Consider the following 24851-nt stretch of genomic DNA (forward strand, 5'->3'; position numbering starts at 1 on the left):
TATAAATCAAGCTAATTTTTATTCATGATCGCTAAAATATCTTGCGTATACTGATAGTCAGACTTAGCTTTTGTCCGGGCATTTGAAAGTAAAATAACAATTTTTTTTCCGATCTTTCGTGAAAGCATTTCCTGCCTCATAACCCGCTAAAACTCCTCGAGCTATATAATGATCGCCTAAATCATAGAAACCAAACCCATATTTTCCTGGCCCCTTCTTAAGCATTCGAGCTAGACTTTCTTTTCCAATCAACTTTCCACCCAAAAGCGCATCGTCGAATTTTTTCACATCTTGAACTGCCATGTAAATATCCCCAGCACCAAAAAGTTGTGATAAATCTTGACGAACTGGCGCATTTATCATTTTCCCCTTATCGCGCAAGTAACTTTCCGTGTGCATAAAATTCGTATTGTACGTCATATAAAATCCTGCGCCACTCATCCCCGCCGGAATAAAAATATGCTGTTCCATATAATCTTCAAAGTCTACCCCAGAAATCGTTTGAATCAAATAAGCAATCACTGAATAATTATCATCCGCATATTGCCACTTACCTGGCTGCGTTTTAATTCCTGCTTTTTCAATTTCACGAATAATTCGATATGGAGTAATCGGATTATTCCCTTCATGCCGCGGTTTCATTCCGGTTGTGTGCCCAAGAAAATTCACAATCTTAATTTTTTGACCGTTTGGAAAGCTCGGAATGTATTTTGCAATTGGGTCATCTAGACGAACCAATCCTTGTTCCACTAGTTGCAAGAACGCAGTTGCGACCATCGCTTTTTGCATGGATCCGATATAATAAACACTCGAAGTCGTATTTTTATGTCCATTCGCTAAATCAGAATAGCCATATCCCTTTTCTAAAACAAATTTCCCTTTATCCTCAATATAAACTGAACCAACAAACCCGCTACTTTTCAAATATTCATCTATGGCTTTTTCAGGTACCTCATTTGCTTTAACCGGATTATCCGGTTTAAGTGGTGTCTTGTTGTTTTTCTTAGCGTCTTTTGAAGCAGCCTTTGTTTTTGCTGTTTCTGCATTTTTGGCTTCATGAGAAGTAATAAACAGCGAAACAAACGAGCCAATGCCAATACCTATTAATAAAATAAGGACAAGGCTCCAATAAAACCGTTGTTTTTGTTTCTTTCCTTGCGTTTTCTTTAAGCGAGATTGTGTCACGAAATTTCTCTCCTTCTGTAAATAAATCGAATTCCCCACTTAAATAAATCTAAAAAAGAGGCCAAACTACGTTATCGTAGCTTACCCCCTATTTTAAGTTTATCTCATTACTTGGAACGCTCTCCAAGCTGTTTCGAAATGGCACCCAACCACTTCTTTTGTCGATTAACCACAAACTGATAAACCGTACCGTCATTCAGTTCAATTTCAATGAGATTAGCCAAAACTGCCAGACCAAAAAACTTTGTCTTTTTTCCAGAAAATCGGGCTATCTCTTCCAATTTTATCTCTATTTTGTCGTCGAATGCTTCGTTAGGCTGATGAATAATACTATCCGAAGTCAAGTACAGCTTTCCCGGTGCTGCCTTTGATTCCGTTTTGACATTAGCAAGACCTTTGTAAAGAACCTCACGCTCTGCCACGACTCATCCACCTTCTTTCACTCGTCGTGATTTTATTTTACCAGAACGAAGCAAAAGAATCACTATTAAAATGTCTTAAAAAAGCTTTTTTTCTTCTTGCCTCCTTCTGGAACAAAAAGATTCAAATGACTTGGAAAAACTTTAATTTCAACTGGCAAAGCAGGACCAGGATCCCCGTCCACATTTACCGATAAATCCTTACCAGAAGCATCAATTGTAAGATGTTTCGTTTGATAATATTCCACACCCTCATTATTTTGCAAGCTACCTTTAACAAGTTGAGGAAGCATGCCCGCTGCATCAAACAGACCTAACTTTGTAAGCACGAAAACATGTAATAAACCATCATCAAGTTTAGCATCAGGCGCCCAGTTTTCCATTCCACCGACAGAATTTGTTAATCCCGCGACAACAAGAGCCGCATCTCCGTCGAAATGTCCTCCATCATAGTCAAGCTTAAACTGTAGCAATTCGTGACGATTAAAGGCTTTAAGCCCCTCCACAAAATAAGCAATTGAACCAAATTTAGTTTTTTGTTCCACACTTACTTGGTCAACCGCTTGCGCAATCATCCCAACAGCAAGTACATTCATAAAGAAGTGGTCTTCAATTTTACCAACATCCATCGGCTTCAAAATAGCCGTTTCAAGCATCTTAATCGCTTTTTTCGGCTTAAGCGGGATTCCCGTTGACCTCGCTAAGTCATTCACCGTTCCAAGTGGAATAAAGCCAAATGCTGGCCGCTTTTCATGAATCGAAAGACCGTTAATCACTTCATTTAACGTTCCGTCTCCTCCCATCGCAATAACCGCATCGAAATTTTGTTCAGCCGCAAGCGAAGCAAAATCCGTTGCATCTCCACCTTTTTCTGTTCTCTTTACAACCACTTCGCTAAATCGCTTTAGTAAAGTTTTTTCTGCTTTATCCGCATAGCCTTCCGCTTTTTCTTTCCCGGAGGATGGGTTCACAACAAGCATCACTTTTGTTGTCATCACTTTCACTTCCTTTTGTCGCAATTCGTTTTTATTATACATGCTAATAGCGCAGAAAAACAACTCTTGGTAAAAGCTCTAACTTGAATATTTTTAGAACGAGCGCTACATTAAGGTTAGAGAAAATTGAAGGAGGAATACCATGACTGCATTTCGCGCTTTATTTGTTGATCAAAAAAAACCTGAAGAAACGAGCCTTGAAATCAAGTCTATCCAACTTGATGATCTACCCGAAGGCGATGTCACGATTCGTGTTCACTATTCGGGCATCAATTACAAAGACGGACTAGCCACACTTGCAAATGGCAACATTGTCAAAAACTATCCCTTCATTCCTGGAATCGATGCTGCAGGTGTTGTCATTGCTTCAAGCGACCCCGAATTTAAAGAAGGCGATCCCGTTATCGTCACAAGTTATGAACTCGGCGTAAGCCACTTTGGCGGGTACAGTGAATATATTCGCGTACCAAGTAAATGGGTCGTGCCTCTTCCAGACGGACTCACACTACGCGAAGCTATGATCTATGGAACGGCTGGATTTACAGCAGCCATGAGCGTCTTAGCCCTTCAAGACAACGGAGCAGAACCACAAGATGGGAAAGTTGCCGTAAGTGGTGCAACAGGAGGCGTAGGAAGCTTTGCAACCGCAATTCTCTCAGAATTAGGATTTTCAGTTGTTGCTTCTAGCGGGAAACAAGGGCGTGAAGACTACCTCGCAAAGCTCGGAGCAGATGAAGTCGTATCTCGGGAAGCCTTTCAGCCAGAAAAATTACGTCCGCTTGATAAAGAGCAGTTTGCCCATGCGATTGATTGCGTCGGCGGAAAACCGCTTAGCTACTTGCTAAGCACAACTAAATACGGCGGAAGTGTAACTACTTGTGGTATGTCGGCGGGATACCAATTAAGCACAACTGTTTATCCGTTCATATTGCGTGGCATCCATCTACTTGGTATTGATTCCGTTTATTGCCCATATCCGCGTCGAAAAGAAGTTTGGCATCATATCGCAACAGACTTCAAACTAGATTCACTACTGGATTGGGTAACAACTGAAATTACACTTCAAGATCTTCCAGAAGCGCTTGAAAAAAATATCCAAGGCGGCATTTTAGGACGCTATCTTGTCAGACTCATTTAAAAGCTAAAAAACCGAGATCCTTTTTGGATCTCGGTTTTTTAGCGATAAGCAGATAAAATTTGCCGCTCCGTAATTTGATCAACAACTTCAAGCGCCTTAAAATAGTTTTCCTTCCTAATTGAAAAAAGAATCTGTTCAATACTTTTCACAAAGTCTTTTCCAGAGTTTTCAATAATCGAAAAAACTTCCGCTGTTCCAAATTGTTCCACTTTCACAGAAAAGTCTTCCACAATTTCTGAGTAGCAATCATTTTTCAAATAAAAAACAAATTCAAGCAAGACCGATTTGCCATAATAAAAATAAGCTCTTTCCTTCTTACTTTCAAGCGCCCAATCCAGCTCCAGCCGTTTTTCTTCAAACCGCTTATAATTAATTGGTAACTTTTTCACTTCAATGCGACGAATGGCGTGCTTTAAAAATAAGCCCAGCACATCGAGCATTTCAATATAATCGTCTTTCGTCAGCCGACTATCTGCAACAACGGCCCCTCGATATTCCGTATTTTCAACAAAGCCATCTACCGTAAGCATCGAAATCGCTTTTCGAACCGGCGTCCGACTAATATTCATTTCCTTCGAAATCTTTGTTTCAATCAACCGCTCACCCGGCTGATAGAAGCCATTTTGAATTCTTTCTTTTAACTCCCTGTAACATATCGTCTCCATCGTTTCTCTTCGTTTGTTTTCCATCTCCAAGCTCCTTCTCTCTTTACCTGACTGAAATAACTTCATAAAAAGGATTTTGAATCAATAATTTCCTGCAAAAACGGGTTTTCCTGTACTTTCTTTTCGACTATCCGAAAAGGATCATAATCCGTGTTCTCCCTAGCACGAAGTACAGTTTGAATGTAAATCACCGTTTGAACCATTTGCTCTGCTTGCCGCATATCCCTTCCAAAAAGATATCGCATCGCTCTTTCAAGCAAAAGAACCAAATAGAAGAATAAAGTTGCTGCTAACAAAATAACAAGCACAGCTAACAACCGGTTCCAGCTCTTGTCTAAGGCAAACAAAAAGCTACCGCCATATATCGCCAAAAACACAGCAATAAAAATCTTAAAAATAAGACCCATTACACTTTTTTTCTTATCCATAGCCCCCGTTTTCGCTTCCGAGCGAATAAACAAAATCAGTTCAGAAAGCTCAGCACGCGTTTCAAATCCATTTTTTGCTAGATACCCGTAAAAAAGATAATCCTTCATTTTTTGCAATTCCTTAAAGCTTCTCAGTTGAAATTTAACACGAATCAATCGTTTTGCACGCAAGTGAATCAACAAATAAAAAAAAGAGGATTGCAAGAATGGCATCAAGTAAAAGCACAAACCAAACAACTCCTGAGCTCAAATAAAATAAAAAAACGGCGACTGTTCCTAAAAAGAGCAACATTAAAAGAACAAAGTAGCCTACCCAAAAGCCCTTCATAAAACTAAATATTAAATTCCAATTTCCAAGTTTTTTATGATAAAATGCGAATAACTTTGTTAGTCCCACCGCTTACACTCTTTTCTAATTTCAACTATCTTCAGTTTAACATGGAACAGCAAGTGAGAAAAGAAGTAAACAAAAAAAACACGCCATATGTTGTACATTCCCCCTACAACATATGAAGTGTTTCTTTTGCTCATCAATGCGGGTCTACAGAAAGAACCTTTCCAGTTTTCGCATTAATTCGAACTTCACTATCATCTGAACCTGTTTCCACCGACACATCATAAACCGTATCCTGATAAGAACGATCCAGCTCTATAGAAGAAACAGGGCCATCCACCTCAGCAACCGCTTTTTTCATTGCATCGCTTTCCGAAATCAAGCCCTTCAGATCAAGTTTTTCTTGATCTAGTTCCTGCTTGTCCTCGTTATCAACAGCTTCTTTCTGATCTTCTAGCACTTCTTTCGATTCAGCATCAAGCTTTAACTTATACTCATTTTGATCATCCATACCCTCTACTGAATAAATGATCCGACCGCTATCTTCTTCAAGTTCCACAGAAGTAATCGCTGCATTTGCATACTTATCTTCAAATTGCTTAATAACATCTTGAAACGATAAACTTAGCTTTTTCCCATTTAAATCATTCGAAGATTGATTCCCTGTTGTACTCTTTTGTTCAGATTTCGTTGTGTTCGTCCCGTTCGAATTTCCTCCATGATCATCATGGTCATCGTCATTTCCACAAGCTCCTAGTAATGCAAGTGCCACTACTGGAACCGCTAAAAGCCCCCACTTTTTCATCATATCCCTCCGTATCTCAAGTATCGTACTTTTATAGTATACAAAATCTCCTACTAGTTTCCATCCGTTTTGAGTCCCGTTTGAGGCTAGGTCTGCAGTCCTAAAAGCAGGAGAAAGCTTACACTTCATTAAGAAACTCGCCATCTAAATTTTTTCAAACGCTCCTGATCAACCGGGCTCAGCTCTACCTCGACTTTCGTTCCCTCATTCAAATATTCCTCCGAAAGAACATTCGCCTTATCGTTCAAATAAGCTACCACTTGCCCCTCTTCAAAAGGAATTAAAAGCGTTACCTTTTTGTATCCCGTAAAAATTCGCTTTTTCACCGTTTCTGCAAGCTCAAAAAGACTCGCCTCGTCACGTGCTGAATAAACCAGTGTATCTCCCGCAAGAACCGGGTAGTTTTCCTCCGCAATTTTATCCGCCTTGTTGTATGCAAACAACACCGGAATCCCCTCAACGCCGACCTCTTTTAGCGTACATTCCGTAGTTTCGATCATCGTTTGATAATTTGGATCCGAATAATCAACAACATGGATCAACAAATCCGCATCCCTAGCTTCTTCTAGTGTCGATCGAAATGCTTTCACTAAATGTGTGGGTAGCTTGCTGACAAAACCAACTGTATCCGTCAGTAAGAAACGTTTATGATCCGGAAGAACGATTTCACGAACACTCGTTTCAAGTGTTGCAAACAGCATATCCTTTTCAAATACTTGCTTGTGTTCACTGGTGCTAAAATCCGCAACAAGTCCATTCATTGTAGTTGATTTCCCAGCATTCGTATAACCAACAAGGGAAACCACCGGGATTTCATTTTTCTTTCTTTTCCTACGTCTTGTTTCCCGTTCGGCAACAATCGCATCTAATTCCTTCGTTAACTTGCTGATCCGGTCTTTAATAATCCGCCGATCTTGCTCGAGTTTCTTTTCACCAGAACCACGATTTCGTAAACCTGAACCACCGCCTTGTTGATCGAGCGACTCGCCCTCCCCGATCATCCGTGGCAGTTCATATTTTAACCTTGCAATTTCTACCTGTAATTGAGCTTCACGAGTTTTCGCGCGTTCTGCAAAAATGGAAAGAATGAGCGCTGTCCGGTCAATAATCTGAAACCCCGTTGCATCTTCTAAGTTCCGAATTTGCGAACCTGTTAATTCATCATTTAAAACAAAAGCCTTTGCTTCTTGCATCTCACCTAGTTGTTTTAACTCTTCAAGCTTTCCCTTTCCAACATACGTTGCCTTATGAGCACTATCTAAGTTCTGCCTTACTTCATCGACTACTTGATAGTGATTCGCTTCTGCCAAATTGCGCAGTTCAAGCATTGTGTAATCAAAATCCTTCTCTGATCCACTAACACCAACTAAAATAACTTTTTTACTCATAACAAAATGACCTCCTGAAAAAATTTTTCAGTGCGGTCAGGACATTCCCTATTTCTTCTTAAAAGAAGACACAAAAAAAAGAAAAGTCGAAATCGTCTCTCCCTAGAATTATAGTTCAGTTTAGTTCCAAATAGGGTCACAAAATGTGATAGACTGGTCCCGTTCCATACCAAAAAAACTTGGTATTCCGCACTATTCAATTAGCGGTTAACATTCACTTCGGAACGAAGTCTATACAGCCACATAATTTGCAAACCCTCCTAACATTTTAGATAGCCCCATTCTAACATGAGGAAACTAAAAAAACAAGGCACCCAGAGATTAATCTGGGCGCCTAATCGTATAGCGTTCACCAAGCCTAGCATAATCGTTCCCACTAAGTCGCGAAACTACATCCAAAAATTCTGGTAAAATATACTCTTTTTCTTCATCAAATACATCACGTGAAAAATCATAGCGAACCACCCGGGCAATTAGTAAATCCGCCGTTACAACACCAGTGTCATTATGAATCTCGATGCTTTTTTCAAGCGAGGCAAGTAGTTTGATCTTTGCCTCCTTAATTTGCGGAGTAGCAAACCCATTTACTCGTTCAAGATGAAGCGAAGTTCGGTCGAGTTCACTTTCATCCGAATTCAATCGAGCTGCCGTTTCATTCATATCTGAAACAAAAGACTCACTAACGATATGAATAATCAGTTCACCATTTTGCTCTGCATTTCGTGACGTATCCTTTTTGACATCGTCCACTCGCTGCACAGTGATAGAGACAAGTGGTGGGTCATTCGAAATAATATTAAAAAAGCTAAATGGTGCTGCGTTTACGGTATTTCCATCCGCAGAAATCGTTGTAACAAAAGCAATCGGGCGCGGAATGATCGAGCCACTCAGGAACTTATAGTTTTGCTTAGGTGAAATTTTATCAGCATCAAATTGCATACTTATCACCACTAAGTTTTTGATACCAATCCCGAGCACCTTCCAGTTCCGTCATCGTTAACTGATGCCCCGAAACCGTCCACATCGTTTCAACGGACGCTCCCCGGATCTCTAGTTCGCGTTCAAGTGTCGTAGATGCAGCTTGCGTAACAATTGGATCATTCATTCCCGCTGTGAGAAACACACGGCGGTGCGAAATATCAAACGTATCCGGGTCATTTCCAGCAGGCATCGCATGAAACAAAATCCCGTAGTGAAAACCCTCTTCTTCCTGCAAGAGCGCATTAGCCGCAATATTAGCGCCATTCGAATATCCAAGAGCCACAAAATCGTTAAAGACCAAATCATATTTTTCAGCAAGCCGTTTCGTTTCACTAAGCAATTCCTTCGTTTTTCCTGCTAAATCTACTAAATCGAAAGAGCCATCCGCAAACCGTTTGAAAAATCGGTTCGCGCCATTTTCTGAAACGTCTCCTCGAAGCGAAAGAATAGGGGCACCTGGTGCAACAAATTGGGCGACATCAACCAGTGAGTGTTCATCGCCTCCTGTTCCGTGCAACAATAAAATGGGAGACTGGATCGCTTTCCCAGCAATAAAAAGGTGTTCCATTTCGAAAATCAGCTCCTTTTAGTATCAAGCGGACGCACGTACGCCTCGATTTCATCACGTTTTGGTTCCAAAAATGGTGGTAAACTTAGTTTTTCACCTAAAGTTTCATAGGGTTCATCACCCATGAAACCAGGGCCATCCGTTGCAAATTCAAACAAAATTTGACGACTTGCTGGCATATAAAGCGATTCAAAATAGTAGCGATCCACAAAACCACTGTTTGGTGCTTGGAATGTATTAATTCGATCGATCCATTTCAGCAATTCTTCATGGTCTTCTACACGGAAAGCCACATGGTGAACACCACCATAACCTTGCATAGCAAGTGGTAAATCTGTTCTTTCTTCCACAAATACAGAAGCCCCGTTTCCGCCTTCTCCCACTTCATAAAGATGCAATCCATTTTCTTCTTTCACATGAGTGAACCCAAGCACAGCCTTTAAGACCGCATCCATGTTCTCAAGCGAAGTCACCGTAAGCTTCACAGGTCCTAATCCATAAATGGCATATTCAAGCGGAACAGGCCCATTTTGCCACGGCACACCAGCCGCCACACCATGATCTGTTTGATCCGAAATCAATTGCAATTTTTGTTCATCAAAATCTTCAAAAGTTAAGACTTTTTTCCAAAACACCGTTTCAATTTCGCCATGAGTGACATCTAGTTTACGAAAACGTTCCTTCCAATATTCAAGCGCCGCGTCACTTGGAACACGGAATGAAGTTAGCGAAATGCTATCCGTTCCAGCTCGACCTTTCGGCAAATCAGGAAAATCAAAAAACGTCATATCCGTTCCAGCATTCCCTGCATCATCAGCAAAAAACAAGTGATAAGTGGCAATATCATCTTGGTTGACTGTCTTTTTCACAAGACGCATCCCCAAAATATTCGTAAAGAAATCATAATTTTTTTTCTGCACTGCTCGTCATCGCAGTTACATGGTGAATCCCTCGTAAATCCTTCAACATTTAAATCCCTCCAAAATAAGATTCAATCTCCGCTCGTTTTGCTTCCAAAAACGGCGGTAAACTGAGCGTTGATCCTAACTCATCCAACTTCTCATCGAGCGTAAAACCCGGTTCTAGGCTAGCAAATTCAATGCGCCCGAAACCCGGATCCCGCAAATAAAGACTCTTAAAATAGCCACGATCTACTAGCTCTTCCACAACAAAACCCTTGCGCATCGCCGAGTCGTGTAGCCTACTAACTTCCTCTTTCGACCGAAGCGCGTAAGCAATATGATCGATTGCCCCACGACCAAACCGTGTTTTTTCAGCAAGAACATTCGGTATTATTTGGGTAAAACTACCCGCCATGTCATCCGACAGGCGCCCTGCTTCCCCTTGAAAACCATTCTCCCTCAACCAGTTTTCCATCTCCAAGGGAACATTCGTACAAATCTCCACTTGGACAATCCGAATAATTTGTTCCTCTTGACGAATATCACTATGACGAGTCGCAAGCTTCGCGCTAATCACTTCAGAAATCTCCATGAGACGCAGTTTCATTCCATCCGGATCATCTAACAAAATCCCAGTTTCATCACGCTCGAACAAACAGCCATAACGATCAAGTCGTCTTTCCCAAAAAGCAAGACTACCGGCAGGAACGCCTAAAGAAACTCTGCCAAAATAATGAGCCCCTTCATACGTGTGTCCAATCCGCGGAATTTCAAAAAACGTTAAAACCGTTCCAGGTGTACCCGCATAATCCCCATAAAACAAATGGCGCATCTTTAAATTTGTTTGGTTAACCGTATTTTTCACCAAACGATAACCGAGAATGTCTTGATAAAAATGATGTGTCGTCTCAAAATCCTTAATAAATGCAGAAATATGGTGGATACCTTGTATCATGTTCCCCCCTCCTTCTATACTTGATGTTTATAGTTTATAGCTAAACTTTAAAAAAGTAAAGTAATTTGCTTACAAAAAATAAGTGTTCATTTAAATAAAGAAGCAACCTGCTCTTTCAAGCGAGCAGATTGCTTCTTTTCAATGTTTCGTCATCGTTGTTTTATCCTTCACAGGAACATTTCCCGAAATAATACCACTATAAGTTCCACTAAGAACTAGCATCCCCATACTGCTTACCCGAAGGTGATTCTCTTGATCCAAATAATCAAGCGAGTAAGGTTTCATATAAAAAGTTCCGATATCCGAATCAACTTCCGCCGTGTACTCATGTAAATCCTCATCCGAATCAACAAACACGAGATCAAATGCTAAATCCAAACTACAGCTACCTGCAAGATCAGAAAACTTTCCCGCACCATCATTTAAATTCAAAATGAGCTTTGCCCCATCAGGTTTCTTATTCAAAATCTTTTCAGCCGCTTCTTTTGATACTTCAATCCGCAAATTTCACACCACCTATTAAAAAAGGCGGCTTAAAAAGCCGCCTCAAAATTTCTAGCTTACAAGTTGGCAAATTTTTCAAGTAAACGAATCATTTGGCAAGTGAAACCATATTCATTATCATACCAAGCAACCGTTTTAACAAGTTGAGTCTCTCCATATGTTGTGACTTCCGTTTGCGTTGGATCATAAATCGAGCCAAACGTGGTACCAATCACATCTCCAGAAACAATTTGACGATCATCATAACCGAACGATGGATTGTTTTCCGTGTGTTTCTTCATCGCCGCATTCACTTCATCTGCCGTTACTTTTTTATCAAGCACTGCTACAAGTTCAGTAAGCGATCCATCCACAACAGGAACCCGTTGTGCGTGCCCTTGAAGCCGACCATTAAGTTCTGGAATGACAAGACCAATCGCTTTTGCGGCACCCGTTGAATGTGGAATCGTATTATCCGCAGCTGAACGAGCAGCACGTAAATTCCCGCCACGAACTGGACCATCAAGCAACATTTGTGTAGAAGTATAAGCATGGACCGTTGTCATCGTTCCCACTTGAATACCAAACTCTTCATTTAAGAAATAAGCCATAGGCGCCAAGCAGTTCGTTGTACAAGAACCCGCAGAAATAATCTTATCATCTTTCGTAAGCGTATCGTCATTAACATTATAGACAATTGTCTTCATTTGACCCGCTGGAGCCGAGATAACGACTCGTTTCACACCAGCATCTAAATGCGCTTGCGCTTTTTCTTCTGATGTATAAAAGCCAGTACATTCAAGTACAATATCAACACCTTGTTCTTTCACCCAAGGAATTTTACTCGCATCCGGTTCCGCATAAACACGTGTTTCCGTCCCGTCCACAACAATCGAATTTTCCGTAGCTTTCACCGTACCTGGATAAGTACCGTGTGTTGAATCAAATTGCAAGAGTTGCGCGAGCATTTCAGGGTTAGTTAAGTCATTGATTGCTACAACCTCAATATCATCTGAAACTTCCTTAATTCTGCGAAAAGCTAAACGACCAATCCGTCCAAATCCGTTAATCCCAACTTTTACTGTCATAAGACTCTTCCTCCTATCAAAATCTATTCATCAACATTCTTGCTGAATGCACAAAGTGTTGTAAAAAAACCTACATTTTTATTTATACCCCTTTTTTTTTATTCTAAATACATTTTTTTCAATTTTTTTAAGTGACAAACATTATCATTTTAAATTTTTCCGTTTCATCCATATCTCACCCTCAAAAGCAGACGTCAGTTTAGCAAAACCAAATTGACAAAAGAAATCAAGCGCCGTTTGATTCTCCGGCAAAACCCGCAAAAAAAATCTCATCATACGGATATTTCTTCGCCTCAACAAACAAACCTTCCAGAAGCATTTGCCCGAAACCCATAGAGCGAAATTCAACCGCAACAAGCAAATGCGCAAATTCAAGCGTCCCTTCCGTCTCATCTAGCCAAATCTCTCCATACGCAGCCGCTTTCCCGCGCTCATACAACACAAAAGCAGCCTTCTCTTCCGCTTCGATCCAAGCCAAAATTTCTTCTCGCTCAATCCTTCGCTTTCCCGTCGCCAAATAATTATCGGCTTCACTTTGAAAAAGCGGCAAAATAGCCGTCACATCCGCTTTCGTCACCCGTTTCATACCATTCCCTCCAAAAAAAACGATTCTCCTAAGCCATACCCTAAAAAAGCCCTTTACTAACAAGAAAAAAGCTGCTCGCTTCCACGACCAGCTTTAGATCTCCTTCACAAACCGAATCGAGCTTCTTCCATCCGGTAACCCACTTGTAATTTTGTGCTCCTCCGTGACGAATACAATCCCAGCTTCCGTCTCATAGCGCCCCGGCGCAGGAAGACAATAATCCTCAATTCCGTGCATGACACCATCCCGAACCTCCCCTGTCACATAAAAAGGGTGCCCGAGCAATTTCTCAGCCTTTGCAAAATCCCCATCCCGGATGAGCGCTCGAATTTCAGTTGAGCTGATTTTATCTAGAATCCCTTCTTCCGTCTCCACAGGAATCGCAGTCACTTGAATGCCGAGTGGGCTGACAAGTCCTCTTAAAAGTTCCACATCCGAAACCGCACCTTTTCCAAAATTGAATTCCTCACCAACAATAATGTGAGACAAATTAAGCTGGCTCAAATGCTCATATACAAATTGTTCCGGTGTCGTTTCCGCATACTCTTTTGTAAAATTCGTTTCATATAAGACATCCACCCCATAATAGGCAAGCCAGCGTTCCTTTTCAGATCCTGGCGTAAGTGCTTCACGAAATTCCGAAAGACCCTCTAGCGCCCAAAGCGGATGTGGGCTAAAGCTAATCACCGAATAAAGTTCATCCGGTTTTTTTATTTCAAGCGCCCTTTGTAAAATTCGCTGATGTCCGCGGTGTACCCCATCAAATTTGCCAATCGATAAAACTGCTTGCCGCGAATCTGGAACCGGCGCCAAATCAACATGATAAATTTCCATACGCTTCACTCCCAAATTCTACTTTATAGTAGCCTTTTAAAATCTACAACTCATCTGTTTTGATAAATCGCTAAAATCGAACATTATCGTTTCCCGGTCACTCACACATCAAGTAAACGATTCCCCATAAAAAACACCTGCCGCATTTAAACGGCAGGTGTTTTCAAATGATAAATCTCCGGTTTTTGCATTTTTTCGGACTTGCCTTTTTCTTTTGCCAGCTTCCGGTTCGGTAAAAGTAACCGTAACCCATTTAAAATGACAAGAATCGTACTTCCTTCATGCCCAATCACACCGAACGGCAAGTTGATAGATTGAAATAAATTGGCAAGCACTAAACTGATAATGACCAGAATCGAAAAAGTGATATTTTGCTTCACAATCCGCCCAAGTCGAACAGAAAGCACACTCGCATAACTCAATTTCTCCAAGTCATTTTTCATGAGCACAACATCAGCCGCTTCCATCGCAATATCCGTTCCTTCGCCCATCGCGACTCCAACCGTTGCATGTGCGAGCGCCGGCGCATCATTAATCCCATCTCCGACCATCGCAACCGATCCGTAAACCGTCTTCAAATCGCGTAGCACATCGACCTTTTGCTCTGGAAGACAACCTGCAATCACATAATCAATCCCAATTTCTTCGCCAATCGCAAGCCCTGTCGCCTCGTTATCTCCCGTCACCATAATCGTTTTGATGCCACGTTTCTTTAGGCTAGAAACTGCACGTACAGCTTCTTCCCGTTTAACGTCCTTAAGCGCGAGCATCGCAACCACTTGATCTCCACACGAAGCATATACGAGCGTCTTCCCTTCCCGGGGAAGTGTATCGCCTAACGAACCCGCAAACTCCTCAGCCTGCTCACTTCCCACAAAGCGAGCCTTCCCAACGCGCCACACTTCTCCGTCAATCTCAGCCAAAACACCAAAACCAGGTACATCTTTCATCACTAAATCCGTGATGTTTTCCGTCCGCTTCTCAGAAAAATCTCGTACAATGGCTTCGGCAAGCGGATGCAGAGAATTTTGTTCGAGTGCATAAATCCGGTCGATCACTTGTGCACGATCCCATTCAGGCGCTACGAAAAAATCCGTAACCACTGGCTTTCCTTGCGTAAGCGTCCCTGTTTTATCAAACGCAACCGCTTTTACACTTCGCAAGTTTTCCAAATGGACACCACCTTTAAATAAAATCCCATTTCGAGCTCCATTTGAAATGGCTGCAAGCGTTGCAGGCGTCACAGAAGCAACAAGTGCACAAGGCGAAGCAACCGTCAAAAGCACCATTGCCCGGTAAAAAGTTTCGTTCCAGCTCCAGTCTAGTAAAAAGTGCGGTAAAAAGAGCATCACAAAAACAAGTAACAAGACGGCTTTCACATACTTATCTTCAAACTTTTCGATAAACTGTGCCGTATGTGAAGGCTCACTTTGTGCTTCTTTCACCATTCGAATAATCTGACTAAAAAGCGTCTGATCCACCGTTTTCCGCACTTCCATTCGAATAACACCTGAAAGATTCACTGTCCCGCCAAAGACTTCATCCTGAACGCTCTTAAGAGCAGGAAGGGATTCCCCATTTATCGCCGATTGATCCACTGAAGTCTCTCCTGAAACAATCACCCCATCAATCGGAATCCGCTCCCCTGGGCGTACCAAAATCAAATCTTGCAGCTTAAGTGCAGCTACATCAACCTCTTCCGTTTCCCCCGTTTCTAGCAGTAAAAAAGCAGTTGCCGGTTGAAACGACATCAGTTTCGTAATTTCTCGCTTGCTTTTGTTCGTCGTGTACGTTTCGAGTGCACCACTCAGCGAGAAAATAAAAATTAGAACCGCGCCCTCAAGCCAGTAACCAATAATGGATGCTCCCGTCGCCGCAAGCACCATCAAGAGCTCCACATTTAGCTTCCGCGTCTTAATCGTGTCGAGAATCCCCTCTTTCGCCTGATCAAATCCTCCAATCACAAACGCCGCAATAAAAATCCCAGCCGTCGCACCCGCAGGCACCAGGTTTTCCGTTTGCCAACCTAGTAAAATAAGCAACCCACTAACACCAGCTGCAAGAAACTGCCAGTTCTCCTTCCACCATTTAAAACGCATCCTAAACCACTCCTTTCTTCTAACTGATAATTGTTATCAAAGCCCTTAAAAACACGAAAATCTGCTTTTGCATGCGCAAAACCAGATTATATTTATTATAATTTGCAGTTTTCTTATTTCACTAATATTATAGCATGTCTATATTGACTAAACAAGTTAATTGATAAAATATTATTTTAATTGAGAATTAGTTTCATTCCCGACAAAGCATAAAAAAACCGGAAAAGAAAATTCTTTTCCGGTTTTACTATTTAAGGAAGTACATTCCCAGCAGCACGATAAATCTCATACCATTCCTCACGTGTAAGCGAGATGTCCGCTCCCTTACGAATAGCTTCAATCCGTTCAGGGTTCATCGTCCCAAGCACAGCTTGGATTTTAGCAGGATGACGTAAAATCCAAGCAATAGCTAGCGCCGAATTCGTCACTTGATACCGTTCAGCAATTTCATCCATTTTTGCATTTAACTCAGGGAACTTCGGATTATCCAAAAACACCCCTTCAAAATAGCCATATTGAAACGGCGACCATGCTTGAATCGTCATATCATGAATTCGGCTGTACTCTAAAATGCCATTGTCACGATCAATCCCAGCATCCACTTTCATATTTACATTCAAACCAGCATCAATCATCCCCGTGTGCATCACGCTAAATTGCAACTGATTCACAATCAATTTTTGTTTCACACTTTTCTTCAAAAGTTCAATTTGAAGCGGGTTTTCATTACTCACGCCAAAATGCCGAACCTTCCCAGCGCGCTCAAGTTCATCAAAAGCAGCCGCCACTTCATCCGGTTCAACAAGCGTATCCGGACGGTGAAGCAAAAGTGAATCCAAATAATCTGTCTTTAGTCTTTTCAAAATCCCATCAACCGAAGCAATAATGTGCTCCTTGGAAAAATCAAAATACCCTTGTCGAATGCCACATTTCGATTGTAAAATCATTTTATCGCGAATGCTCGCATTCATGCCAATCGCATCCGCAAAAACTTCCTCGGATTTCCCGCCACCATAAATGTCTGCGTGATCAAAAAAATTAAGACCATTTTCAAGTGCAGTGTGTACAACCCGATCTGCTTGTTCTTTCGAAAGATCCGCCATGCGCATACAACCAATTGCAATACTAGGAGCAGCAAGCTCGCCGCCAAGTTTCAATGTTTCCACGTGCTTCACCTCTTCATTTAAGATACCTTTATTTTACCACTTTTACACGCCCCAACCAATCCAGATCCACTTACATGAAAAACTTTCAAAAAAAGCTAGCAATTTCCCCCAATTTATTATAAAATAGTCTCTGTTGACTAAAATATGGAGAAATACCCAAGTTCGGCTGAAGGGGACAGACTCGAAATCTGTTAGGCGTCCCTGTGGCGCGCCGGGGTTCGAATCCCCGTTTCTCCGTCAAAAAAAGGTTTTCGCAAATTGCGAAAACCTTTTTCTTTTACAATTTTCTAGCCGTGAGAAAGTATATCCTCTCATCAACCATCCGCGCATGACAATCGCTAAAACCTGCTTCCTCTAAGGCCTTACTCAGTTTTTCCGCAGAAAGCCGAATATGGAGGGGCGGTCCTCCATCAGGCATTTTTTCTTCCTCATATTCAATCACGGCAATATCCCCGCCATGTTCTATCACGCGAAACACTTCTGCAAGCACCGACTGCAAATCGGGCACTTCATGCAAAATTAGTGATGCTAATACATGTCGAACAGAACCATCTTCAAGCGGAATTTTCGACACATCAGCTTGGATTCGCTCTACATTCGAAACCTTTGCTTCCCCCATTTTCTTCTCGATTAGCTCAAGCATTTTCAAATCCGCATCAATAGCAAAAACCGTTCCTTTCGTTTTCATAGCTAGAGGAATCGTGAAAAAACCCGTTCCAGCGCCCAAATCTAAAAACGAATCATTTGCTGAAAAACTCGGTAGGGCTTCGATCAACTCATTTATCCGAAACCCCTTCATGCGTTCTTTGTCATCTAAAAATGCAGCCTTCTTGTGAAAATGCCCTTCGTGACCGCTCATTTCGTCACACCTTTCTACAATTTGATTTCTCGGTCCGTAAGACCTGCATAAAATTTTTTCTTCGTGTGAAACTAAGATGACACATCCCTCGTAGCTTCTTAGCGCTTCCTTCAAAGCTTCCTTACTCGCCGCATCCAAGTGATTGGTCGGTTCATCTAGAATCAGGATATTACTTTTCGTCAAAAGTAGCCGCGCCAATTTGATTTTCGACTGCTCGCCCCCGCTCAAAGTCTTCACAGACCGTGTAATATGCTCCGCTTTCATCCCACTTCTCGCAAGGACTTGTCGGATTTGCTTCGACGATAAAAATGGAAATTCTGTTTGAATCAAATCTAGCGCCGTGCGATTCTCCTTTTCAAAGTACAAATCTTGCTCAAAATAACTAATAGCAGCACGATTTGCAAGATGAATTTTCCCAGAAATTTTTTCTCGTTCACCGAGAATCGTCTTGAGTAGCGTGGACTTCCCAATGCCGTTAAACCCTGTAATAACCACCTTTTCATCCGCATGAATCGAAAAACTAATGGGGGAAAACAGCGGGTATTCATACCCCACTTCAAGATTATCCACAACTAGACTTTTCCCAATAATTTTTTGACTAGCTTCCGGAAAAGCAAACGAAGGCCGAACCGCTGATTCAGGCGCGTCTAAACGTTCTAAACGATTCAACTGCTTCTCCCGTCCACGCGCCATTTTTGAATTTACGCCCGCCTTATTTTTCCGAATATAGCTTTCCGTTTCTTCAATCATCCGCTGCTGTTTAACGTACTGACGCCGATATTCTTCATTCAAGTGTTCCTTCTGCTTCACAAAGTGCGAGTAAGATCCGTTGTATTTCCTAATTGTACCAAATTCCACATCAAGAATCTGCTTAGCAATCTTTTCAAGAAACCCGATATCATGAGAAACAACAATAAATGTGCCTGGGAACTGAATCAATTGTTCACTCAACCATTCCACATGTTCCTTATCCAAAAAGTTCGTCGGCTCATCTAACAGCAGAATTTGCGGCTTTTCAAGTAACAGTTTTGCCAAAATAATCTTAGCTCGCTGTCCACCACTCACATCTGAAATCTTCCGATCCATTCCAAGCGCATCGATCCCCAGACCACGCGTGGCTTGTTCAATTAAACGGTCTGCTGCGTAAAAATCTGATTGAATTAAACGTTCCTGCATCCCCGCTGCCTTAAGCAAAGACGCCTCATCACCTGCCATATAATATTCATTCATTCGAGTTTCCATTTCAAAGTATGTTGTGTAGGCCTGCTCTAAACAGGCTTGAATCGTTAAATCAGAATCAATTTCTGCGTACTGGTCTAGATGAGCCACATCAGCACTTTTTTGCCATTTGATTTCACCAGAATCCGGTAGCAATTCGCCAAGTAAAATTTTGATTAACGTACTTTTCCCAGCACCATTTTGTCCCACAACACCAACATGCTCTCCTTGAAAAATATCAAAAGAAGCATCTTTATATAAAGTCTTCTCTGGAACACGATAATTTAAATTTGTTACTGTTACAACACTCATTATTTCTCCTCTTTTCTTTTGAACTTAGAAGCAAAAACACAAAAAAGCAGAAGGCGCCAACAAATTGTTCGCCTTCTGCTTTCCAAAACAAAAGGCCTTAGACAAAGCATGTCTAAGGCCATTACTATTTTCAAACACAGTCGGTAAAAGTGGACAAACTAAATAAGACTCATTACTTGAACGAGTTTCCACTTCACCGACGAGGAAAATTTATAACTGATTAGCCTCTACACAATGCCTCATCGCTTTCATCTGTGCAGAGGTAATTCTTTCAATAAATGGATATAGCTTTTGCATTTTTTTACACTTCCTATTCATCTATCAATATAAACAAAGAAGTCTTCCACTGTCAACCTCCTTTTTGTTTTTTTAAGTAATAAATGAAAAATAGGAAGAGCAAAAAAGCAAGAAAAAGAACTCTAGCAATCGTTTTTGTTTGAATGACAAAAGTTCCCCCAAGATTTAAAACTAATAACAACAATGGAATAAAGATAAAAAAGGTAGTGGTGAAAAAGCGATACGAAAAAGCATTTCTTTCTTCTCGATATTGATGATTAAAATGATTCCCTTCCAGACGAACTTCTTCTTTTTTTTAATAAGAAAAGAAGGGTGGCTCCAATAATCGTCAGCAAAACTGTAACAATTTGGCTAAGTAATTGTTTCCAAGTAATCATCTTACCGCCCATTATCAGTGCAAGAGCAAAGCCATAGATAAAAAAAAGGAACAACATACCAACGTTTTTCCAATATTTTTTCATCCTTCGCCCCCTTACGTTTAATGAGATTGTAAATTTACTATTTCATCTTAACCTTAAATTCGTTTTTTTGTCCGAAACTTAGTTCCAGTAACTACTTTTAAAAAATGACAACTTCATGAAAAGAGATAGCGTCAAATGACGCTATCTCTTTTCTATTATTGAACCTCTATCCGCAAATCATCTTTCATCGTCCATCTCATTCGTCTAAATACCACATGGACAACAAAAGTAATAACACCAGAAAGCACAACTCCAACGCCCATATAAACTAAGAATTCCGAAGTACTAGTAGAAAGAATATTAAGAGGTGCAATCAATGAATTAAGCCCTAAACCCGCAAGTTCATAAGTGGAACGAAATCCGAAACCAACAGTAGCAATCGGTGCACAAATTGCTGCTGCAATGAACGGCGGAATCACAAGTTGTGGGTGAAGCGTTAAATTAGGAAATTGCACTTTTGGAGTAATCAACCCTTGTGAAATATTGGCACCTAGGTTATTTTCCCGCCAGGACATAATAGTAAAACCAACAAACTGAGCAGTGCAACCGATAAGTGCTGCTGCCGAGGAGACAGGATCTAATTGCAAAGCAATGGCAAGCGCTGCTGATGAAGCAGGTGTCATCAAAAGGACACTCCATACAAGCGAAACCACCACTGAGCCAAGAATAGGGCTCACAGTGACTGATTTTGCCATAAACGCACTAACTTGGAGGAGTAATGGCGTTGTCACTGCTGCAAGTCCAAGTCCAGCAATCCCCCCTACTAAAATTGATGAAAAAGGAATAAACACCATATCGAGAAACGTCTTCCCAGTAATCCATTTTCCGACGAGCGCTGCAATGAGCCCAGCTAAAACAGCACTAATTGGTTGACCTGTTACAAAAATCCCACTACTTGCCGGTTGTAGTAACGTATGCCCAGTTGCTGTCATTGCTTGCATAGCATCGCTTGTAAAGTAAACGGCATTTGCTCCAATTGTCGAAGCCACCATCGAACTAAAAATTACCAATGTATTCCCTTTTAACTGATAAGCAATTCCTGCGCCAAATGCCGGCGCTAATAGCAACTTAGCTACCGTTCCAATGCTATGAAATGCAGGCCAATGAATAAAATTACCAATTGTTTCGAATAGTAAGCCAATTCCAAGCATAACAAGTACTGCGTTAGAAACGCCTGCTGCAACACGATAAACATACTCTTTAATCGTTAATTTTTCTTCTTGTAATTGTTCCATATGTATCACCTCTTTATGTATATGAAAATTATCATACCATATATCGTTAGAATTGTCTAAATAATTTTTATAAATCGAAAATAAAGTGTTTTGCGTCTGGATTTCCCCATAAATAGAAGCAGGGAATACCGGGCTCATCTTATCCCATCCCTGCTTTGCGTTTATTATTATACATAAGAAAAATATTCAATTTCTGTTCTTACAAAATGAACAAAATGGATTGGGTTTATTCTCAAGTTTGTTTGATGACCATTAAATCGCAATATTTTTTTTTCGACTTAGCATTTGGCATTCGTCTAATATTGCTTGATCCGTTTCATCCACATTCAATTCCATAAGCTTCACATTAATCATATATGGCCATGGAAGTTTTATTCCTGCCAAAAATTGAATAATTGCTGCTTTCAGCTTCCAAGATGAATTTCGCGGTTCAAGCAAATGCTCCGCCCATCTCGCTTCTTTGCAAAGGCCCTCCAAAAGTAGGGCACGAATCGTTTGTCCTTCAGAACCTAACTCTTGTAAAAACTCTTGCGCGACTTCCCATACCGTTACATTTGTCATAGCCGTATAACATGCTTTTTCTTGACACAGAATATCATCTTCCATGTAAAAAACATGACCATAACGTTCAGAAAAAGTATAAAGTGCCCCATCATCAACTAAGAAAAAATTCTTATTTACAGAAATTGATTCACCCGGTGCTAAGTAGCAAATACTCACATGTGATTGAAAAGAAGGAAGGTCAGCAAAGTTAAATATTTTCGTTTTCAAAATGCATCCCCCTAAAAATTCCATCTAAAATTAGCTAGTAGAAATCCCATAGTTCACTCATCTGAGAGACTATGGGATCCAAATTTATTTGTCTTTCGATTTATGCTTCAACCGATAAATCAAGTAAGAAATAATGGCTAACAAGAGAACAATGACAACAGCTCCCACTAAAATGTAAATCCATGTATGGTCTTTCTCTAATTGAACAGCTTTGTTATTAAAGTCCTTTGCTTCTTTATCTTGAATTGTAAATTCCTTATTCAAAATCCATTTTTTGTCACCTATCTTGGCAACCCCTTTAAACTCATATTTTCCTGGTTTAAAAGGTTTATTATTTAGGCCAACCCCAAAATTAAAGTTCGAATTTGGTGCCATGCGCAAATTTTTCTGTGTACTTTCATAAAGAACATCTGATCCGCCTTTTTTATAGATCTTAGCTTCAATCGTCATATCTTTAACAATCGCAGCCTGATTATTTTGGATATTTGCATTGATGGCATTTCTAAAATTAATTTGAGCCGGTTTTACTGAATTCAAGACCAAATTAGGCTTAACTTGTTTATCCGTTTCAGTTAACTGCACACCAATTGTGTAAGCATACCGATTAATAATTTGATTTTCATTTTTCTTTTCCTTCGGTTTGTTACTTTCATCTTCTTTTTCTGTGAAGTATAGTCCACCTAAAACAACCCCATTAAATAGCTGATCAGGCATTTTCAAGTGCACTTTTACCTTTTGACTGGTCCCAGCTTTAAGCTTAGCTTCTTTTTGGACATTAGCAATGTCTTTAAAATTCACTTTTAAACTCGGATCTTTCTTTCTATCAGGACTATTGTACTCCACAACACCATTATCATTTGTGATAGCGGTATTAGCTTGAATTTCTACAGTAACATCTTTTTTTTGTATCATTTCGAAGCTCTACCTCAATATCTTGCTTTTGCCCAGGCTTCATTCTCAAGTCAAAATAAGTTTGCGACTTATCAATTTGATTCCCTGGAATAATGGCCTGTACTGCAAAATTCATTTCAGCCGCAGCAGCTGGCCTAGCAACCAAGAGGCCACTTACTAAACCAACTGCAATTAAAGCCATTATTTTTTTCATCTTTAATTTCATACTATCCCTCGTTTACATTTATCAGGCTGGTGAATCTGTTAACGTCCAAGTTAATTTGGTTGTATACATGCCTTTTACTTTTTTCGCATTTCCTGGTACAACTAGTTCAATACTTTTCTTAGCTTCTTCATCATCTTTACCAAAATAAGCAAACCAAGTACCAGTACCTTGACCATCTGCTGCATTCATTACTTGTGAACCGCTTGTTGCACCTGGTGTTAATTTAATACCTTGATCCACAGATGGCGCTTTCCCATCATCTTTCGAGTTTGGTGTTCCGTTCTTTAAAGTAAGTATTGCACCATCAAGATAATCTTTTCCATTTTCGTTTTTAAATTGTTCATTTTGTGTAACGGTTAAACGCCATCCTGTATTACTACCACGTTTATCAGTAACTTGAACAAAGTTTGGTGTATCAATATCATTCCCAGAATTTTTATCTGTTAAATGATCCAAATCTGCATAATAGGTTTCCGTTGCACCAGAAGATTCTTGAGATAAGAACCTAAAATTCGATACATAATCAATGCTCAATGGTCCCGCAGTTCCAGGCTCATGATCATTTTCATCTTTTGGTACCACTGGATTATTAGGATCTGGATTAAGAGGGTTTTGTGGAGGCTCAGTGTTTTTATTGATCGTAAATTCAATAGTTCCGATGGAATTCATTTGACCGCCATCAGCTGCATGTGCAGTTAAAAATGGTGTTCCTGTTAATGTTAATAGACTAGTTAGTCCTGCTACTGTAATAATCTTAGTTGTTTTCATTTTTCTTCCTCCCTAAATTTCACATAAAATAGTTTTTCTTAATTAACTGGTGAATCAACGAGTATCCAAGTCAGTATTGCTGAGTACGTTGCATCTTTGATCTTTTCAGATATTCCTGGAACAAAAAGCTGTACACTACTCGGTCCAGATTGATTATTACCAAAACTTTCAATCCAAGTTGCCATTCCAGTATTGCGCTTGGCAGTAAGAACTGTTTTCACATCCCCAGCGCTTCCAGATTTCCCAGGCGTTAAAATAATTTTTTTAGCCTCTGCTTCTGGTGGCGCTGCTTGATTATCTTTTGTTGTTTTGACAACTGGATTCATTAAACTTAAGTAAGCCCCTTTCAATTCTTTTGCCCCACTTGTTAAAAAAGGAGTCTTCTGCCGAACTTGTAGCGTCCATCCATTGTTACTCCCTCTTTTATCAGTTACTTGTACAAAAGGAGCTCGCTCAACATTTTTTCCATCTGCTGTTTTAATAACATCTAATTTCACATTATATGTTCTGTCCTCTGCAGAAATTAACTGATTACCAAAATGGAAATTTGAAATGTAATCAATGCTCAGCGGCCCTGCAGTTCCAGATCCGATATCTGGATCCGTTGGCTTAATGGGCTTATCAACATTCGGATCAAGAGGATCAAGAGGAGCTGTAGGCGAAGCATCTTCAGAAAACGTAACTTTTCCCATTGTATTTGCTGTGTTCGGGTCAACTGCTAAAACGGATGAATTGCTAAAACCAAACGCAATCGCAGTCACAAGACAAGCTAAACTTATTTTCTTTAAATTCAT

At 40.5% G+C, this 24851-nt stretch carries 25 protein-coding genes, 1 tRNA gene and 1 pseudogene; 2 read left to right on the forward strand and 25 right to left on the reverse strand.

Annotation, left to right across the window (positions count from 1 at the left end; genetic code table 11):
• Positions 1 to 63: 63 nt before the first annotated feature.
• From MAQA_RS02320 to MAQA_RS02330, 3 genes are all read right to left on the reverse strand, one after another.
• A complete protein-coding gene (locus MAQA_RS02320; RefSeq protein WP_052008409.1) occupies positions 64 to 1185 on the reverse strand; it encodes a serine hydrolase domain-containing protein in 1122 nt (373 codons plus the stop codon).
• A gap of 107 nt (positions 1186 to 1292) precedes the next feature.
• Complete coding sequence (locus tag MAQA_RS02325; RefSeq protein WP_036070891.1) at positions 1293 to 1607, reverse strand: hypothetical protein; 315 nt, start codon at positions 1605 to 1607, stop codon at positions 1293 to 1295.
• 65 nt (positions 1608 to 1672) lie between these two features.
• On the reverse strand, positions 1673 to 2599 hold the full coding sequence (locus tag MAQA_RS02330; RefSeq protein WP_036070894.1) for a diacylglycerol/lipid kinase family protein: 927 nt from the start codon (positions 2597 to 2599) through the stop codon (positions 1673 to 1675).
• Positions 2600 to 2741: 142 nt separating this feature from the next.
• Here MAQA_RS02330 and MAQA_RS02335 point away from each other — a divergent pair, with 142 nt between their 5' ends.
• Positions 2742 to 3737, forward strand: a complete 996-nt coding sequence (locus MAQA_RS02335) for an acrylyl-CoA reductase family protein (protein WP_036070896.1) — start codon at positions 2742 to 2744, stop codon at positions 3735 to 3737.
• 38 nt (positions 3738 to 3775) lie between these two features.
• Here MAQA_RS02335 and MAQA_RS02340 read toward each other — a convergent pair whose 3' ends face one another.
• From MAQA_RS02340 to MAQA_RS02405, 14 genes and pseudogenes are all read right to left on the reverse strand, one after another.
• Positions 3776 to 4426 (reverse strand): GntR family transcriptional regulator, encoded by a 651-nt coding sequence (locus tag MAQA_RS02340; protein WP_036070899.1) that lies wholly within the window; start codon positions 4424 to 4426, stop codon positions 3776 to 3778.
• Positions 4427 to 4464: 38 nt separating this feature from the next.
• A complete protein-coding gene (locus MAQA_RS13445; RefSeq protein ID WP_052008410.1) occupies positions 4465 to 4938 on the reverse strand; it encodes a hypothetical protein in 474 nt (157 codons plus the stop codon).
• A gap of 422 nt (positions 4939 to 5360) precedes the next feature.
• On the reverse strand, positions 5361 to 5969 hold the full coding sequence (locus MAQA_RS02350; protein ID WP_052008412.1) for a PepSY domain-containing protein: 609 nt from the start codon (positions 5967 to 5969) through the stop codon (positions 5361 to 5363).
• 128 nt (positions 5970 to 6097) lie between these two features.
• A complete protein-coding gene (gene hflX, locus MAQA_RS02355; protein WP_036070903.1) occupies positions 6098 to 7357 on the reverse strand; it encodes a GTPase HflX in 1260 nt (419 codons plus the stop codon).
• Between the two features lie 321 nt (positions 7358 to 7678).
• Positions 7679 to 8296, reverse strand: coding sequence for a flavin reductase family protein (locus tag MAQA_RS02360; protein ID WP_036070905.1), 618 nt, complete (start codon positions 8294 to 8296; stop codon positions 7679 to 7681).
• On the reverse strand, positions 8286 to 8906 hold the full coding sequence (locus tag MAQA_RS02365) for an alpha/beta hydrolase (RefSeq protein WP_036070907.1): 621 nt from the start codon (positions 8904 to 8906) through the stop codon (positions 8286 to 8288). Before MAQA_RS02365 ends, MAQA_RS02360 begins: the two co-directional genes overlap by 11 nt.
• 8 nt (positions 8907 to 8914) lie before the next feature.
• Positions 8915 to 9875, reverse strand: a pseudogene (locus tag MAQA_RS02370) (ring-cleaving dioxygenase).
• On the reverse strand, positions 9876 to 10763 hold the full coding sequence (locus MAQA_RS02375; protein WP_036070910.1) for a VOC family protein: 888 nt from the start codon (positions 10761 to 10763) through the stop codon (positions 9876 to 9878).
• A gap of 138 nt (positions 10764 to 10901) precedes the next feature.
• Positions 10902 to 11267, reverse strand: a complete 366-nt coding sequence (locus MAQA_RS02380) for an iron-sulfur cluster biosynthesis family protein (protein ID WP_036070913.1) — start codon at positions 11265 to 11267, stop codon at positions 10902 to 10904.
• A gap of 56 nt (positions 11268 to 11323) precedes the next feature.
• Positions 11324 to 12334, reverse strand: coding sequence for a type I glyceraldehyde-3-phosphate dehydrogenase (gap, locus tag MAQA_RS02385; protein ID WP_036070915.1), 1011 nt, complete (start codon positions 12332 to 12334; stop codon positions 11324 to 11326).
• A 226-nt stretch (positions 12335 to 12560) separates the two neighbouring features.
• Positions 12561 to 12920 (reverse strand): GNAT family N-acetyltransferase, encoded by a 360-nt coding sequence (locus MAQA_RS02390; protein WP_241463027.1) that lies wholly within the window; start codon positions 12918 to 12920, stop codon positions 12561 to 12563.
• Between the two features lie 93 nt (positions 12921 to 13013).
• The gene (locus tag MAQA_RS02395) at positions 13014 to 13754 is read right to left on the reverse strand and encodes an FAD synthetase family protein (protein ID WP_036070918.1); all 741 of its coding nucleotides are present in this window, start codon (positions 13752 to 13754) and stop codon (positions 13014 to 13016) included.
• 146 nt (positions 13755 to 13900) lie between these two features.
• Complete coding sequence (locus tag MAQA_RS02400) at positions 13901 to 15853, reverse strand: heavy metal translocating P-type ATPase (protein ID WP_036070921.1); 1953 nt, start codon at positions 15851 to 15853, stop codon at positions 13901 to 13903.
• A 251-nt stretch (positions 15854 to 16104) separates the two neighbouring features.
• Positions 16105 to 17019 carry an aldo/keto reductase gene (locus tag MAQA_RS02405; protein WP_036070922.1) on the reverse strand — a complete coding sequence of 305 codons (915 nt, stop codon included), beginning with the start codon at positions 17017 to 17019 and terminating at the stop codon, positions 16105 to 16107.
• A gap of 146 nt (positions 17020 to 17165) precedes the next feature.
• Between MAQA_RS02405 and MAQA_RS02410 the strand changes: the two genes are divergently transcribed.
• Positions 17166 to 17256: transfer RNA gene (locus MAQA_RS02410), tRNA-Ser, on the forward strand.
• 40 nt (positions 17257 to 17296) lie between these two features.
• On the opposite strand, the gene MAQA_RS02415 is transcribed toward MAQA_RS02410, so the two are convergent.
• The 8 genes from MAQA_RS02415 to MAQA_RS02445 form a co-directional block, all read right to left on the reverse strand.
• Complete coding sequence (locus MAQA_RS02415; protein ID WP_149023277.1) at positions 17297 to 19408, reverse strand: ATP-binding cassette domain-containing protein; 2112 nt, start codon at positions 19406 to 19408, stop codon at positions 17297 to 17299.
• Between the two features lie 554 nt (positions 19409 to 19962).
• On the reverse strand, positions 19963 to 20166 hold the full coding sequence (locus MAQA_RS02420) for a hypothetical protein (RefSeq protein WP_036070924.1): 204 nt from the start codon (positions 20164 to 20166) through the stop codon (positions 19963 to 19965).
• 155 nt (positions 20167 to 20321) lie between these two features.
• Positions 20322 to 21401, reverse strand: coding sequence for a PTS sugar transporter subunit IIC (locus MAQA_RS02425; protein ID WP_036070926.1), 1080 nt, complete (start codon positions 21399 to 21401; stop codon positions 20322 to 20324).
• Positions 21402 to 21653: 252 nt separating this feature from the next.
• Positions 21654 to 22172: a hypothetical protein gene (locus MAQA_RS02430; protein WP_036070928.1), complete on the reverse strand. Its 519-nt coding sequence runs from the start codon at positions 22170 to 22172 to the stop codon at positions 21654 to 21656.
• Between the two features lie 84 nt (positions 22173 to 22256).
• A complete protein-coding gene (locus tag MAQA_RS02435) occupies positions 22257 to 23084 on the reverse strand; it encodes a WxLIP family cell surface protein (protein ID WP_241463028.1) in 828 nt (275 codons plus the stop codon).
• Complete coding sequence (locus tag MAQA_RS15150) at positions 23044 to 23289, reverse strand: WxL protein peptidoglycan domain-containing protein (protein WP_241463029.1); 246 nt, start codon at positions 23287 to 23289, stop codon at positions 23044 to 23046. Before MAQA_RS15150 ends, MAQA_RS02435 begins: the two co-directional genes overlap by 41 nt.
• Before the next feature lie 21 nt (positions 23290 to 23310).
• Positions 23311 to 24057: a WxL domain-containing protein gene (locus tag MAQA_RS02440; protein WP_036070931.1), complete on the reverse strand. Its 747-nt coding sequence runs from the start codon at positions 24055 to 24057 to the stop codon at positions 23311 to 23313.
• Positions 24058 to 24095: 38 nt separating this feature from the next.
• Entirely contained in the window at positions 24096 to 24851 is a 756-nt protein-coding gene (locus MAQA_RS02445) for a WxL domain-containing protein (RefSeq protein WP_036070933.1), read from the reverse strand.

Origin of the sequence: Listeria aquatica FSL S10-1188 (assembly GCF_000525795.1) — a bacterium.
Classification (GTDB): Bacteria; Bacillota; Bacilli; order Lactobacillales; family Listeriaceae; genus Listeria; species Listeria aquatica.